The sequence below is a fragment of the Actinoplanes sp. NPDC026623 genome (genome assembly GCF_040638275.1).
Taxonomy (GTDB): Bacteria; Actinomycetota; Actinomycetes; order Mycobacteriales; family Micromonosporaceae; genus Actinoplanes.
In genome coordinates this window covers 1-13307 of sequence record NZ_JBEZXZ010000230.1, presented here as the reverse complement: position 1 = coordinate 13307, position 13307 = coordinate 1, and the positions used below count along the sequence as shown (strand labels likewise).

Sequence of the window (13307 nt, the reverse complement as noted above, 5' to 3'; positions counted from 1 at the left end):
CGCTCATCGTCGACGCCGACGAGATCGTCAGCGGTGACCCCACCGCACTCCGAAACCAACTCACCACCACCAGCAGACCCACCGACGCCCTCCTCGTGCACAACGCGAGCATGACCGAAGCCGGTGGCGTCTCCTTATGGTCCACGCGGGTGTTCCGTACCGGCGAATACCGTTACAGCGGCCGACTGCACGAGCAGGTCACCCACCGGTTCACCGGGGAGAGCCCGCCGAGCGAGGCCACCGATGCCGTCGCCCTCACCCACTCCGGCTACCTCGTCGCCACCGTGGCGACGAAGGACAAGGTCGGGCGCAACCGCCGTCTTGCGGCACTGGCCATATCCGAGGGGCCGGAGGCTCACTACAACCTGGCCCGGACCGAGCTCGACGCGGGTAACCCGACCACTGCCATCGAGGCCTGCCGGGCCGGCCTCGACGCCGACCCCAGCACCCTCGCCCGGGTCGGCCTGCTCAGTATCCTGATCCGCTCCTGCGCGAAGGTGGACCGCCTGCCGGAGGCGAACGAGGCGCTCGCGGAGCTACGCGAGATCGCCTATAAGAAGGTCACGGTAGACCAGGCGGAGGTGGTCGTACGGGCCGCCGAGGGCGACCACGAGCGGGTGCTGGAACTCCTCGAGGGCATGCCCGAGGCCGATACCGACGACCGGGCCGTGGGGGCAGGTCGTAGCCATATGAGGTCCTACGAGATCAACAGTCTCATGGCCACCGGCCGGCCCGGCGAGGCGGCCGAGATTCTGCGGGCGGCGCTGCGCGACGGGCGCCTGGTGCTGCCGCTCGACGTGATTGCCACGGTATTGCAGGGTGCGGGTTCAGACCTGACCGAGCTGGCCAGGCTGATCCCCGAGGACGCGGTCCGGCAGGTGCTGTACGCGACCCGGCAGGTGACGCCCACCCTCGCCGAGGCCGTCGTCGAGGCCCTCTGGGAACGCTTCCCCGGCGACCCCCAACTCTTCGGCGTGGTGGTCTGGCTCGCCGGCCAGCTACCCCTGGACAGGGCCATCCAATGGTCCGGCCGGCTACGCCAGCAGGGACTCGAGAAATACTGCCCCCTGCTGGCCACCGCCACCGCCACCGACCGCTCCGCCCGCGAACGCGCCCTCGCCGCCGCCGCCGCCCTGGAACTGTTCGGCGACCAGGCCGCACTCGCCCCACTGTCCGACGCACTCGCCCAGATCCCCGACGACCAGACCACCGCCGTCCTCGACGACCTGCACACCCTCGCCCCCGGAGTCGCGTCCGCCATCGAATCCGTGTGACGGGACTTGTCCGGGCGGGGCCGCCGGAAATGTTCTGGGAATCTGCGGGAGTAAGTCCTCATCCCGGCCGGGGGCCGACCGAATAGTCATGGCGTAAGACAACGGCTCACGGATGAGTCGATCAGGGCCCCACTCAAGGAGGAATTTCTCATGGGTCTTCGTATCAACCAGAACATCGCCGCTCAGAACGCCTACCGGAACCTGTCTGTCACCGACAACCAGATGTCCAAGTCGCTCGAGAAGCTGTCGTCGGGTTTCCGCATCAACCGGGCGGCCGACGACGCCGCCGGCCTCGCCATCAGCGAGGGCCTGCGGAGCCAGGTCGGCGGCCTCAAGGTCGGCGCCCGCAACGCCCAGGACGGCATCAGCGTCGTGCAGACCGCTGAAGGTGCCCTCACCGAGGTCCACTCCATGCTGCAGCGCATGAACGACCTCTCCGTCCAGTACGCCAGCGGCGTGCAGAACACGGACTCGAAGGCCGCTCTGACCAGCGAGTTCACCGCTCTGCAGTCCGAGATCAGCCGGATCGCGACGAACACGAAGTTCAACGGCGTCCAGCTGTTCAACGACACCGACATGGCCTTCCAGGTCGGCTTCGACAAGACCGACTCGATCACGGTCGACGGCGCCGCCTCCCTCAAGGCCATCGACACCAGCGCCGCCGACATCACTGACAGCGGCACGGTGCAGACCGCCATCACCGCGATCTCGACCCAGCGTGCCTCGCTCGGTGCACTCCAGAACCGTTTCGAGCACACCGTGAACTCGGTCAACGTCGCGGTCGAGAACCTGTCCGCGTCCGAAAGCCGCATCCGCGACACGGACATGGCACAGGAAATGATGTCCTTCACCCGGTCGCAGATCCTGTCCCAGGCCGGCACCGCCATGCTCTCGCAGGCGAACCAGTCGCAGCAGGGCGTCCTCTCCCTGCTCCGCTGACCGGCATTTCGCACCACGTAGTGACGCATCACTGAGCTGAAAGGCTCAGCCAACTGAAAAGACAACCGAAGAGACGGGCGGTCGGCGACACCGCCGGCCGCCCGTTCTTTATCCCGCACCACCAGGTATCAGTGAAGGGGGGTCGCCACGATGGCCATGACCATTGACGGTCTCGTCTCGGGTATGAGCACGACGGATACCATCAACCAGTTGATGCAGGCCGAGGCGCTGCCGCAGACCGCGCTCAAGAACAAGGTCGCCACCCAGAACCTCCAGGTCAGCGCCTACCAGTACGTGAACACCAAGCTGGCCGCCCTGGCGACCGCCTCCAAGGCGCTGAGCAGCTCCGACACCTGGGGCTCGATGAAGACGACCAGCAGCTCCGACGCCGCCGTCGTGACGGCGCAGGCCGGCGCGGCCGCCGGGTCGCTGAGCTTCCGGGTCGAGTCCGTGGCCACCACCCACACCATGACCTTCACCGGCACGTCGGTCGCCTCCGCCACCGACGCCGCCGCCTGGCCGGTCATGACCGGCAACACGTTCGACGTCACGCTCAAGGACGGCACCACCAAGACCCTCACTCCGTCGGACAAGTCGCTGCAGTCGGTGGTCGCCGCCATCAACGGTGAGACCAACTCGCTGTACAAGGCGTCCGCCGTGCAGATCGGCTCCGGTCAGTACACCCTGCAGCTCACCGCCAAGACGAGCGGCGCCACTGCCTCGTTCGACGCCACCAAGCTGCCCAGCGGCCTCAACCTGGGCGCCGCGACCACCACCGTGCAGGGCGTCGATGCCCAGCTCAAGATCGGTGAAGGCGCGGGGGCGTACACGATCAACTCGGCGACCAACACCTTCGCCGGCGTACTGCCCGGCCTGACCGTGACGGCCACCCGGGCGCAGGCCGCCACCGACGCGCCGGTCACTGTCAGCGTCGCGGCCGACGCCGACGCCGTCGCGGCCAAGGTGCAGGCGCTGGTCGACGGCCTGAACGCGGCGCTGACCGAGATCTCGATGCAGAGCAGGGCCAAGACCGGCACCGCCGCGGCCGGCGCGCTGGTCGGCGATTCCTCCCTGCGCTCGCTGCGGCAGGACCTGCTGAGCAGCGTTTCAACCGGCGTGGCCGGCGTCGACCCGCTCAAGCCCGGCATCACAAGCAGCGTCGCGGATGTCGGCGTGGTGCTCAGCCGTGACGGCACCGTCTCCTTCGACAAGGCGAAGTTCCTCGACGCGCTGGCGAAGGACCCGGCGAAGACCCAGCGGTACTTCGACTCCTACACGGAGACCGACTCCAAGACCGCCACCAACCCGGCCGGCAAGGGCACCGAGGGCATGTTCCAGCCCACCTTCGACGTCGCTCGGGGACTCGGCCGCAAGCTGGAGACCGTCTCCCTGGTGGCGACGGAGGGTGTCACCACCCCTGGAGCCCCGTTGAGCACCGCCAAGCAGGGAACCCTGCAAGGGCTGATCCAGCGCCGCAACGCCTCCATCAGCGATCTCAACGACCAGGTCAGCGAATGGGACACCCGGCTGGACCTGCGCCGGGCGGGTCTCGAACGCCAGTTCTCCGCCATGGAGGTCGCACTCGGCAAGATGCAGCAACAGTCGAGCTGGCTGTCCGGCCAGCTCGCCAGCCTCGGTTGATGAAATCGGTTGATGAAATGAGCCGTCGATGACCTCTTCCACATCCGCCATGCGCGAGCGCTACCTCGCCGACTCCATCTCCACCGCATCCCCGGCAAAGCTGCTGATGATGCTCCTCGACCGCCTCGTGCTGGACCTGACCCGCGGCGAGCAGGCGCTGCTCGCCGGCGACCGGCCGCAGGCCCGGGAAAACCTGCTGCACGCCCAGGACATCGTCATGGAGCTGCGCGTCACGCTGAACCTCGACGCGTGGGAGGGCGCCGGCGACCTGGCCCGGCTCTACGCCTTCGTGACAACCGAGCTGATCAACGCCAACGTCAAGGGCGACTCGGTCAAGGTGCGACAGTGCCGTGAGCTGATGGAGCCGTTGCGCGACACCTGGCGTGAGGCGGCACTGGCCAACAGCGCGGCGGGCTGATCGCGATGACCGCCTGGCGGGAGGAATGGGTCTCGGCGCTCGACGCGCTGGAGGCCGACGTCGAGACGATCGAACGGCTGATCGCGGACGAGCACCGCGAGCGGGCACTGCCCCCGGCGACCATCTGGGCGCCGCCGGCCGGACTGGGCGCGCTGCCGTTGGCCCTCAAACCGCGCGCCGACCAGATCCTGACCCGGCAGCTCGCCGCGGCACGGGCGGTCACCATGGCGATCATCGCGAACCGGCGGCAGACCGCCTTCGCGGCCAAGGTCGAGGTCGGCACGGCCGGCAAGGCCATCCCGACGTACGTCGACTGCAACGCCTGACCCGGCCGCATCATCGGCCGCACCTGAACCCGGGACCCCGAGGTCCCGGGTTTTTGTGTGCAACCGATCGGCAACCGTTTGACCCTCAGCGCGGCGGCGCACCCGCCGAAGCAAAAGGTACGAGCAATGGACTGCTCACCTTCAACGCCATGGACCGGCACCCTCGAATCACCGGGAAGGAAACCGCCCGTGTTCGATGATGTCTCGTCATCCTCGCTCAAGGTCGCAGTGGCGGGTCTGTCCGCCCGACAGAACGCCATCGCCAACAACATCGCCAATATCGAGACCCCCGGCTACCAGGCTCGTAAGGTCAAGTTCGAGGAGGCACTGAGCGGCGCCGTCGCCAACGGCCGGTCGCCCTCGACGGTCACGCCGAGCGTGCAGAACTCGCTGGAGCCGTCGCGTCTGAACGGCAGCAACGTCAACCTCGACGAGGAGACGCTGTCGCACATCGACACGACGATGCGCTACCAGCTGACCCTTCGCGCCCTCGACAGCAAGTACGGCCTGATCCGCGACGCGATCAAGGGGGCCTGAGGTAGATGAGCATTTTCAACGCGATCGGCACGGCAGCCAGCGGCGTCACCGTCTACCGCAAGTATCTGGACGCGGTCTCCGACAACATCGCCAACATGGACAACGTCAGCAAGACGTCCGAGAACGCCTTCCAGGCCCGGTACGTCATCGCCCAGCAGGCGCAGGACGGCAACGGCGTGCAGGTGGGCGGCATCGCCCTCGGCAGCGCGGAGGGCGTGCTCTCCTACGAGCCGGACAACCCGATGGCCGACACCGAGGGCTACGTGCGCCGGCCGGACATCGACCTCGGCAGCCAGATGGCTCAGCTCATGATGGCGCAGCGCGCCTACCAGGCGAACCTCTCGGTGGTCGACCGGGCCCGGGAGTCCTACTCCGCCGCCATTCAGCTCGGAAAGGGATGATCATGACTTCTCCGATCAGCGCGATCAGCGCACTCAGCGGCCTGTCCGGCGTGGGCGGCGTCTCCGGCATCGGCGGCGCCGGCGGCGTGGGCGGCCTCGACGGCCTGCCCGGCGCGGGCGGGGCCGGCGCGGTCAGCGGCCCGAACACCGACTTCGCCGGCATGCTCTCCAAGGGTCTCGAGAGCGTCCAGGCCTCCCAGACGAAGGCCTCCGACCTGGCCGTGCAGGTCGCCAACGGCACGCTGCAGGACCCGGCGCAGTACACGATGGCCTCCACCGAGGCCGCGCTCGGGCTGCAGCTCACGATGGCGGTCCGCAACAAGGCCGTCGAGGCCTTCCAGGAGATCATGAGGATGCAGGCCTGACATGACGGATCGTCTCCCCGCGCCCGTACGCAAGGTAGGCGAAACCTTCAAGTCCTTCACCACGGGGCAGAAGGTGGTCACCATCGCGGCCGTGCTGGCCCTGTTGATCGGCGGCTACTTCTTCGCCACCTGGGCGTCGAAGCCGTCGTACTCCGCGCTGTTCAGCAACCTTTCGAGCAAGGACGCCAGCGCGATCGTCGAGTCGCTGCAGAAGACCGGCACGCCCTACGAGCTGGCCAACGGCGGCAGCACCATCATGGTGCCTCAGGACAAGGTCTACGACCTGCGGCTGCAGCTCAGCGGCGAGGGCCTGCCGGGCGAGTCGGACACCGGTTATGCGCTGCTGGACGAGCAGGGCATCACCACGAGCGACTTCATGCAGCACACCAACTACCAGCGAGCGCTGGAAGGCGAGATCTCGAACACCATCAAGTCGATCGACGGCGTCGAGGCGGCCACCGTGCACCTGGTGATGCCGCAGAAGGACGTCTTCTCCGACGACCAGGAGAAGACGACAGCCTCCGTGCTGGTGCAGTCGAGCCCGAACGACCCGCTCACCACCCAGCAGGTGCAGGCGATCGTGCACCTCGTCGCGTCGAGCGTCGAGGGCCTCGAGCCCGAGCAGGTCACCGTGGCCGGCGCCGACGGCAAGATCCTTTCCGCCGGCGGCGGCGCGGCGGTCGCCACCGGCGGGGACAGCGGCGCGGACTCACAGACGGTCGCGTTCCAGAACCGCCTCAACTCCTCGCTGCAGCACATGCTCGACAGCGTCGTCGGACCCGGCCACGCCGTGGTGACGACCACCGCCGAGCTGGACTACGACCAGACCGAGACCACCACCGAGTCGTACGCCTCGGACCCGTCCGTCGCCGCGCTCTCGGAGAGCATCAGCCGCGAGGCCTACAACGGCAACGGCAACGGCACGGGCGGCGTGCTCGGCCCGGACAACATCCAGGTGCCGAACGGCACCACCAGCACCACCGGCACCGGCCAGTACGAGCAGAGCGACGTCGTGCGCAACAACGCGGTCAACAAGACCACGGAGGCCCGCAAGAGCGCGCCCGGCAGCATCAAGAAGCTGAACGTGGCCGTGCTGCTGGACAGCACGACAGCCGGCGCGGTCAACCAGGCCGACGTGCAGTCGCTGGTGAGCGCCGCGGCCGGCATCGACGCGACCCGCGGCGACACCATCGCGGTCAGCGCGATGCCGTTCGACACCAGCGCCGCCACCGCCGCGCAGGACTCGCTGGCCGCGTCCGCGGCCGCCGAGAAGTCGGCGAAGCAGACCTCGCTGATCAAGACCGCCGCGATGGTGATGGTCGTGCTGTTCCTGATCTTCCTGGCCTGGCGGGCCAGCCGGCGCGCCAAGAAGCGCAAGTCGCTGTCCCCCGCCGAGCTGCAGCACCTCGAGGACATGCAGGCCGCGCTCGAGCAGCAGCGCCTGGCCGAACTGAACGCCGCGATCCCGTCGCCGGCGATCGAGGCCGCGAACGCCGACTTCGAGGCCCTCGACGAGCGGCAGCGCGAGATCGAAAAGATGGTCGCGGAACAGCCCGAGGAGATGGCCGCCCTGTTGCGTGGCTGGCTCAGCGCCCGCTGACCCGCCTGATCGCACCAGCCCCTGGTTCAAGGAGGACCCGCGTTGACCACACCGACGCTCAGCACGACGTCGATGACCGGCCTGCGCAAGGCCGCCATCCTGCTGGTGCGCATGGGCAAGGAGTACTCGACCAAGGTCTTGGCGAGTATGAACGAGAGCGAAGTCGAGGAGCTCTCCGCGGAGATCGCCCGGCTCGGCAAGCTCGATGCCGAGGTGGTCGTCGACGTCATCGACGAGTTCTACGCGATGGCCACCACCAAGCACGCGGGCTCGGGCGGCATGGCGTACGCACGCGAGTTGCTCGAGGCGTCGCTGGGTGCCGAGCGGGCCCAGCTGATCCTGGACCGGCTGCAGGCGTCGATGACCGACATGCCGTTCAACTTCCTCAGCCACGCCGACCCGCGCCAGTTGCTCTCGTACGTGCAGCACGAGCACCCGCAGACGATCGCGCTGGTGCTGGCGCACATCCCGTCGGCGCTGGCCAGCTCGATCCTGTCCGGGCTGGCGCCCGAGGTCCAGTCGGAGGTCGCGCACCGCATCGCCATCATGGACCGCACCTCGCCGGACGTGATCCGCCAGGTCGAGCTCGCCCTCAAGCGCAAGCTCTCCACGGTGCTGCAGCCCGACGAGCTCTCCACGGTCGGCGGGCTGGATCCGCTTGTCGACATCATCAACCGGGCCGACCGCACGACCGAGCGGCTCATCCTGGAGGCCCTCGAGGCCCGCAATCCGGAGATCGCCGAGGAGATCCGCCGGCGGATGTTCATGTTCGAGGACATCGTCGGCCTCGACGACCGCTCGGTGCAGCTGGTGCTGCGCCAGGTCGAGCCGGCCGACCTCGCCACGGCGCTCAAGGGCGTCAACGAGGAGGTCCGCGACAAGGTCACCGGCAACCTGTCCGAGCGCGGCCGGGAGAACCTGCTCGAGGAGATGGACCTGATGGGCCCGGTCAAGGTGAAGATGGTCGAGGAGTCCCAGCAGAAGATCGTCTCGGTGATCCGTTCGCTGGAGGACTCCGGCCAGATCGAGATCCAGCGCGGCGGCGAGGCAGATGAGCTCATCGCCTGATCCCGTGCTGCGCGGCACGGTGGCCGATTCCGCGGCCGCCGTCCGGTTCGGCACGGACCTGCGGCGGGGCGTACCCGCCGACAGCGAGCCGGTCGAGCGGGCGAAGCAGGAGGCGCGCACCGCCGGGTACGCCGAGGGATGGGCGCAGGGCCAGCGGGCCTACGCGCTGACCGCCGCGGCGGCCGCGGAGCGGGCCAGGGCCGCCGAGCAGGCGCACGACCAGCGCCGCGCGGCCGCGCTCGCCCGGGCCGTCAACGCCCTGGGACGGGCCGTCACCGGCCTCGAGGCGCAGATGATGCCGACGCTGCACGACCTGCAGGAGGCCGTGCTGTCGCACGCGTTCGAGCTGGCGGAGGCGATCGTCGGGCGCGCCATGGACGACCCGGACGGGCGGGCCAGGGCCGCGCTGGGCCGGATCATGAACGCCGCGCCCGAGACGGGTGAGATCACGGTGAGCCTGCATCCGGACGACTTTCAGAATCTGGTCGGCACCGCAACCGACGCCGACTACAACTACGAGGGCCGGGCCGTGCACCTGCGGCCCGACCCGGCGCTGCGTCCCGGCGACGCGGTCGCCGAGACCGGCACCACGACCGTGGACGCCTCCATCGCCACCGCCATGGAACGCGCCCGGGAGGCCCTGAGACTGTGACAAACGTCTTCCGAAACCGCATCGACGCCGCGGTGAGCGCGGCGCAGCCGCTCACCCGGGGCAAGGTCACCGGCGCGGTCGGCCTCCGCGTCACCATCAGCGGGCTCGCGGCGAGGGTCGGCGAGCTGCTGCAGATCGGCGAGGGCGACGATGCCGTGCTCGCGGAGGTCGCCGCGATCGACGGCCAGCGCCTGTCCTGCCTGCCGCTCGGCCCCATCGCGGGCATGAGCACCGGCACCCCGGTGGTCTCGACCGGCGGCCCGCTGCGGGTCGCGGTCGGCCCGGACCTGCGCGGGCGCATCCTGGACGGCCTGGGCCGCCCGATGGACGGCGGCCCGCCGCTGCAGGGCGAGCTGGTCGGCATCGACGCCGCGCCGCCCTCGGCGATGGAGCGCCAGCTGGTCGACGCCCCGATGCCCCTTGGCGTACGCGTGCTGGACACGCTCGTGCCGTGCGGGCGCGGGCAGCGCATCGGCATCTTCGCCGGCTCCGGCGTCGGCAAGTCCACCTTGATGTCCATGATCACCAGGGGCACCACCGCGGAGCTCAACGTCGTCGCCCTGGTCGGCGAGCGGGGCCGCGAGGTTCGCGAGTTCATCGAGCACGACCTGGGCCCCGAGGGCCTGGCCCGTTCGGTGGTGGTCATCGCGACCTCGGACACCCCGCCGCTGGTCCGGCTCCGGGCCGGCTCGGTCGCCACCCGGATCGCGGAGTACTTCCGCGACGAGGGCGGCGACGTGCTGCTGATGATGGACAGCGTCACCCGCGCGGCGATGGCGCAGCGCGAGGTCGGCCTGTCCGTGGGCGAGCCGCCGGCCACCCGTGGCTACCCGCCGTCGGTCTTCGCCATGCTCGCGTCGCTGCTCGAGCGGGCCGGCCCCGGCGCCCGGGGCAGCATCACCGGCCTCTACACCGTGCTGGTCGAGGGTGACGACCACAACGAGCCGATCGCCGACGCGGCCCGCTCGATCCTCGACGGGCACATCGTGCTCGACCGCAAGCTGGCCACCGCCGGCCACTTCCCGAGCATCCAGGCCCTCGACTCCATCTCCCGGGTCGCCAACCGGATCACCAGCCCGGAGCAGCGCAGCGACGCCACCGAGCTGCGCCGGATGATGGCCGCGCACCGCGACGTGCGCGAGCTGGTCGAGATCGGCGCCTACGTGCCCGGAACCAACCCGGACGCCGACCGCGCCACCGCGCTCTGGCCGCAGATCACCGCCTTCCTGCGCCAGGGCCTCGACGAGAAGGTCAGCGCCGGCGACGCCTGGCAGGACCTGCGGCAGCTCATCGCCGCCTCCTCCTAGGGCGGAATTCGGACCGATCTGCCCCGGTACGGGTGCAGGTCGGGTGCAGGCGCTAAGTCGTTCCCCGCCGGGGCCGACCGGACATGGTGAGGAAGCCATCTCTAGGTCCCTCGGGAGGTCCTGTGAATCGCCTGTTCCGGCTCGGGCCCGTGCTGCGTGCCCGCAAGGCTCAGGAGGACGCCGCACGTGGCGCCGTCCTCCAGTCCCGCCAGGAAATCCTCCACGCGCAGGCGCTGGTGAAGCGCCGCCAGCTGGACCTGGCCGGCGCCGACGCCCCCAACGAGGGCACCGCGCGGGCCATGGTCGCCTCGATGGTGGCCCGGCAGTCGATGGCGGCCACCCTCTCCGGCGCGCACCGGATGGTCGCCGACGCCGAGGAGCTGACCCGGGAGAAGCAGGCCGAGCTCGCCGACGCGGCGAAGCGCCGCCGGGCCGTGGAGTCGATGGCCGAGCGGCACGCCGAGCTGGTGCGCGCCCACGACCTGCGTACCGAGCAGAACAACCTGGACGAGATGGCGGTGACGGCCAAGGCCCGCAACGCCGCCCGCGGCATCGACGGGTCCAGCGAGCAGCGCTCCAACGCGCTCCGGCACGGCAAGGGCAGCGCGCTGGACCGCGAGAACGCCGCCCGCAAAACCGCGAACTCCGTCGCCGCGCAGCGCGCGGTCGTCAACCTGGGCGATGCCCGCCAGGTGATCGACGCCTCACGGTCCCTGCTGTCGCTTGCCGCTAAGCACGGCGCCGGCCCCGCCGAACTCGATGACGAAGGCATCACCGACGAGGTCACCGGGAGCCGCGCATGATGGGTGTTCAGGGAGTCATGTCCCGCATCGCCGAGCTCAAGACCCAGCTCGGCGTGCCCGCCCCCACGAACGGCACCGCCTTCGCCACCGCGCTCACCGCGGCCGGCGGCAAGACCGGCGCCGCCACCGGTGTCACGGGTCAGGCGGTGGTCGACGCGGCCAAGAAGTACCTCGGCACCCCGTACGTCTTCGGCGGCACCGATCCGGCCAAGGGGCTCGACTGCTCGGCGCTGGTGCAGCGGGCGTACAAGGACCTGGGCATCGAGCTGCCGCGTACCTCGCAGGAGCAGGCGAAGGCCGGCACCAAGGTCGACGGCCTGAAGAACGCCCGGCCCGGGGACATCCTCGCCTTCGACTCGCCCGTCGACCACGTCGCCATCTACCTGGGCGACAACAAGATGATCGCGGCGCCGAAGCCCGGCGACCACGTCAAGATCCAGTCGGTGTACGAGACGCCGACGCACATCCGCCGGGTGGTCGGCACCGACGCCGCGGCCGGTGCGGGCGTCGCCGCCCCCGCGGCCGTGCGCCCCGCCAGCCTGCAGAACTCCGCCTCGCTGGCCGGCGTCCCGTACGCGGACATGTTCCTCGCGGCGGGCGCCAAGTACGACGTGTCGCCGAAGCTGCTCGCCGCCGTCGCGAAGGTCGAGTCGGGCTACAACCCGAAGGCCGTGAGCCCGGCCGGCGCGCAGGGGCTGATGCAGCTGATGCCGGGTACCGCCCGCGGCCTCGGCGTGAACGACTCGTTCGACCCGCGGCAGGCGATCAACGGCGCGGCGAAGCTGCTCTCCAGCCACCTCAAGGAGTTCAAGTCGCTCCCGCTGGCGCTGGCGGCGTACAACGCGGGCGGCGGCAGCGTGCACAAGTACGGCGGCATCCCGCCGTTCTCCGAGACACAGGCATATGTGCCCAAGGTCCAGAAGGCGTTGGCCGCGCTCGGCTGAGCACCGCAGACACGAGGGGAACCACCGTATGACCAGCTCCGTCACCGGACCGGACCGCAAGCCGACCATCGACGCAGGACGCCGCCCCGATCCGCGGGCCGGCGAGGGCGCGCAGGCGTTCGGCTCGGCGCTCTCCGCCGAGCTGGACCGCCCGGCCGGGCAGGCCGACGAGCAGAACCGATCGGCGCTCGACCGCTCGGCCGCGAACCGGGCCGCGCAGGAGCGCCGCACGGAGGGCCAGGACGAGAACCGTGCCGCCGACGCCCGCCTGAGGCGCACCGCCGAGAACCGGGCGGCCCGCGACGAGGCGGCGCAGGACCAGGCCGCACAGGGCCGGGCGGTCGAGGACCGGGCCGCCGCGAATCGGGCGTCCGAGCGGCGGGCCGCGCAGTTGCAGGCGTCGCAGGCCCGGGCCGCGGCCCAGCGCACGGCCACGCAGCGCCCCGGCGCACCACAGACCGGCGCCGACGACTCGCCTTCCGGCACCGACCGCGCCGACTCGCTCACCGGCACCGATCCCGCCGGGGCCCGGCGGCCGGACGCCAACCGGGCCGACGACGGGACGCCGGTTGCCGGCGTGTCCGGCGAGTCTCGGCCGGCGGCGGACACCCGTCCCGTCGACGACGACACCGCCACGACGGCGCCGGAAGCGGAGAAGCCGGAGGACACCGCCGCCGCCGAGGCGCCGATCGCCGGGCTGCTGCCGCTCCAGGCCGCCTTTGTCGCGACCGCCACGATCACGGCAACCGGCCAGGCTGACTCGACCGGCGTGGCCACGCCGGCACCGGCCGCACCCACCACGGCGGCAACCCCGGCACCGACCGCGCCCACCGCCATCGGCGCGGCCGCGCCGGCACCCACCGCACCGGCCACGCCCGCGACGGCCGCCACCCCTGCCACACCCGCCGCCGACACCGGCACGGCCGCGACCGCAGCCACCCCGGCCCCGCTCGCCACCGCCGCCGGCACGGCGGCCCCGCCAGTCGCCCAAGCCACCCAGGCCACGCCAGCCGCACCGGCCACGACCGCCAC

The 13307-nt window shown here is 70.6% G+C and carries 14 protein-coding genes and 1 pseudogene; all 15 read left to right on the top strand.

Translation table 11 applies throughout. The features are described 5' to 3' along the window. Positions 1-1274, top strand: a 1274-nt coding sequence (locus AB0F10_RS39235) for a hypothetical protein (protein ID WP_360637589.1), incomplete at its 5' end; no start/stop codon positions are given. A 150-nt stretch (positions 1275-1424) separates the two neighbouring features. After that, complete coding sequence (locus AB0F10_RS39230) at positions 1425-2213, top strand: flagellin (protein WP_360637586.1); 789 nt, start codon at positions 1425-1427, stop codon at positions 2211-2213. 183 nt (positions 2214-2396) lie between these two features. Beyond that, positions 2397-3854 (top strand): flagellar filament capping protein FliD, encoded by a 1458-nt coding sequence (gene fliD / locus AB0F10_RS39225; protein ID WP_360637583.1) that lies wholly within the window; start codon positions 2397-2399, stop codon positions 3852-3854. Between the two features lie 28 nt (positions 3855-3882). Further along, positions 3883-4272, top strand: a complete 390-nt coding sequence (fliS, locus tag AB0F10_RS39220) for a flagellar export chaperone FliS (RefSeq protein WP_360637580.1) — start codon at positions 3883-3885, stop codon at positions 4270-4272. A 5-nt stretch (positions 4273-4277) separates the two neighbouring features. Next, positions 4278-4598: a hypothetical protein gene (locus AB0F10_RS39215; RefSeq protein ID WP_360637577.1), complete on the top strand. Its 321-nt coding sequence runs from the start codon at positions 4278-4280 to the stop codon at positions 4596-4598. 57 nt (positions 4599-4655) lie between these two features. Next, positions 4656-5135 (top strand): flagellar basal body rod protein FlgB, encoded by a 480-nt coding sequence (gene flgB, locus AB0F10_RS39210; RefSeq protein WP_360637574.1) that lies wholly within the window; start codon positions 4656-4658, stop codon positions 5133-5135. Between the two features lie 5 nt (positions 5136-5140). Then, positions 5141-5536 (top strand): flagellar basal body rod C-terminal domain-containing protein, encoded by a 396-nt coding sequence (locus tag AB0F10_RS39205; RefSeq protein WP_360637571.1) that lies wholly within the window; start codon positions 5141-5143, stop codon positions 5534-5536. 2 nt (positions 5537-5538) lie between these two features. Next, positions 5539-5901, top strand: a complete 363-nt coding sequence (gene fliE / locus AB0F10_RS39200; RefSeq protein WP_360637568.1) for a flagellar hook-basal body complex protein FliE — start codon at positions 5539-5541, stop codon at positions 5899-5901. Between the two features lies 1 nt (position 5902). Continuing rightward, complete coding sequence (gene fliF / locus AB0F10_RS39195; RefSeq protein ID WP_360637565.1) at positions 5903-7501, top strand: flagellar basal-body MS-ring/collar protein FliF; 1599 nt, start codon at positions 5903-5905, stop codon at positions 7499-7501. Positions 7502-7543: 42 nt separating this feature from the next. Next, positions 7544-8569 carry a flagellar motor switch protein FliG gene (gene fliG / locus AB0F10_RS39190; RefSeq protein WP_360637562.1) on the top strand — a complete coding sequence of 342 codons (1026 nt, stop codon included), beginning with the start codon at positions 7544-7546 and terminating at the stop codon, positions 8567-8569. After that, the gene (locus tag AB0F10_RS39185) at positions 8553-9221 is read left to right on the top strand and encodes a FliH/SctL family protein (RefSeq protein WP_360637559.1); all 669 of its coding nucleotides are present in this window, start codon (positions 8553-8555) and stop codon (positions 9219-9221) included. The genes fliG and AB0F10_RS39185 overlap by 17 nt, the downstream gene beginning before the upstream one ends. Next, positions 9218-10528, top strand: a complete 1311-nt coding sequence (locus AB0F10_RS39180) for a FliI/YscN family ATPase (protein WP_360637556.1) — start codon at positions 9218-9220, stop codon at positions 10526-10528. Before AB0F10_RS39185 ends, AB0F10_RS39180 begins: the two co-directional genes overlap by 4 nt. Before the next feature lie 122 nt (positions 10529-10650). After that, positions 10651-11331, top strand: a complete 681-nt coding sequence (locus tag AB0F10_RS39175; protein WP_360637553.1) for a hypothetical protein — start codon at positions 10651-10653, stop codon at positions 11329-11331. Then, on the top strand, positions 11328-12275 hold the full coding sequence (locus AB0F10_RS39170) for a transglycosylase SLT domain-containing protein (protein WP_360637550.1): 948 nt from the start codon (positions 11328-11330) through the stop codon (positions 12273-12275). Before AB0F10_RS39175 ends, AB0F10_RS39170 begins: the two co-directional genes overlap by 4 nt. A 28-nt stretch (positions 12276-12303) precedes the next feature. Further along, positions 12304-13307 (top strand): annotated as a pseudogene (locus AB0F10_RS39165) (hypothetical protein); the annotation flags it as partial.

Excerpts from the sequence above, each read along its gene's own strand:
- AB0F10_RS39230 (WP_360637586.1), top strand. The coding sequence starts at position 1,425 with ATGGGTCTTCGTATCAACCAGAACATCGCCGCTCAGAACGCCTACCGG.
- fliD (WP_360637583.1), top strand. The coding sequence starts at position 2,397 with ATGAGCACGACGGATACCATCAACCAGTTGATGCAGGCCGAGGCGCTG.
- fliS (WP_360637580.1), top strand. The coding sequence starts at position 3,883 with ATGACCTCTTCCACATCCGCCATGCGCGAGCGCTACCTCGCCGACTCC.
- AB0F10_RS39215 (WP_360637577.1), top strand. The coding sequence starts at position 4,278 with ATGACCGCCTGGCGGGAGGAATGGGTCTCGGCGCTCGACGCGCTGGAG.
- AB0F10_RS39205 (WP_360637571.1), top strand. The coding sequence starts at position 5,141 with ATGAGCATTTTCAACGCGATCGGCACGGCAGCCAGCGGCGTCACCGTC.
- fliE (WP_360637568.1), top strand. The coding sequence starts at position 5,539 with ATGACTTCTCCGATCAGCGCGATCAGCGCACTCAGCGGCCTGTCCGGC.
- fliF (WP_360637565.1), top strand. The coding sequence starts at position 5,903 with ATGACGGATCGTCTCCCCGCGCCCGTACGCAAGGTAGGCGAAACCTTC.
- AB0F10_RS39185 (WP_360637559.1), top strand. The coding sequence starts at position 8,553 with ATGAGCTCATCGCCTGATCCCGTGCTGCGCGGCACGGTGGCCGATTCC.
- AB0F10_RS39170 (WP_360637550.1), top strand. The coding sequence starts at position 11,328 with ATGATGGGTGTTCAGGGAGTCATGTCCCGCATCGCCGAGCTCAAGACC.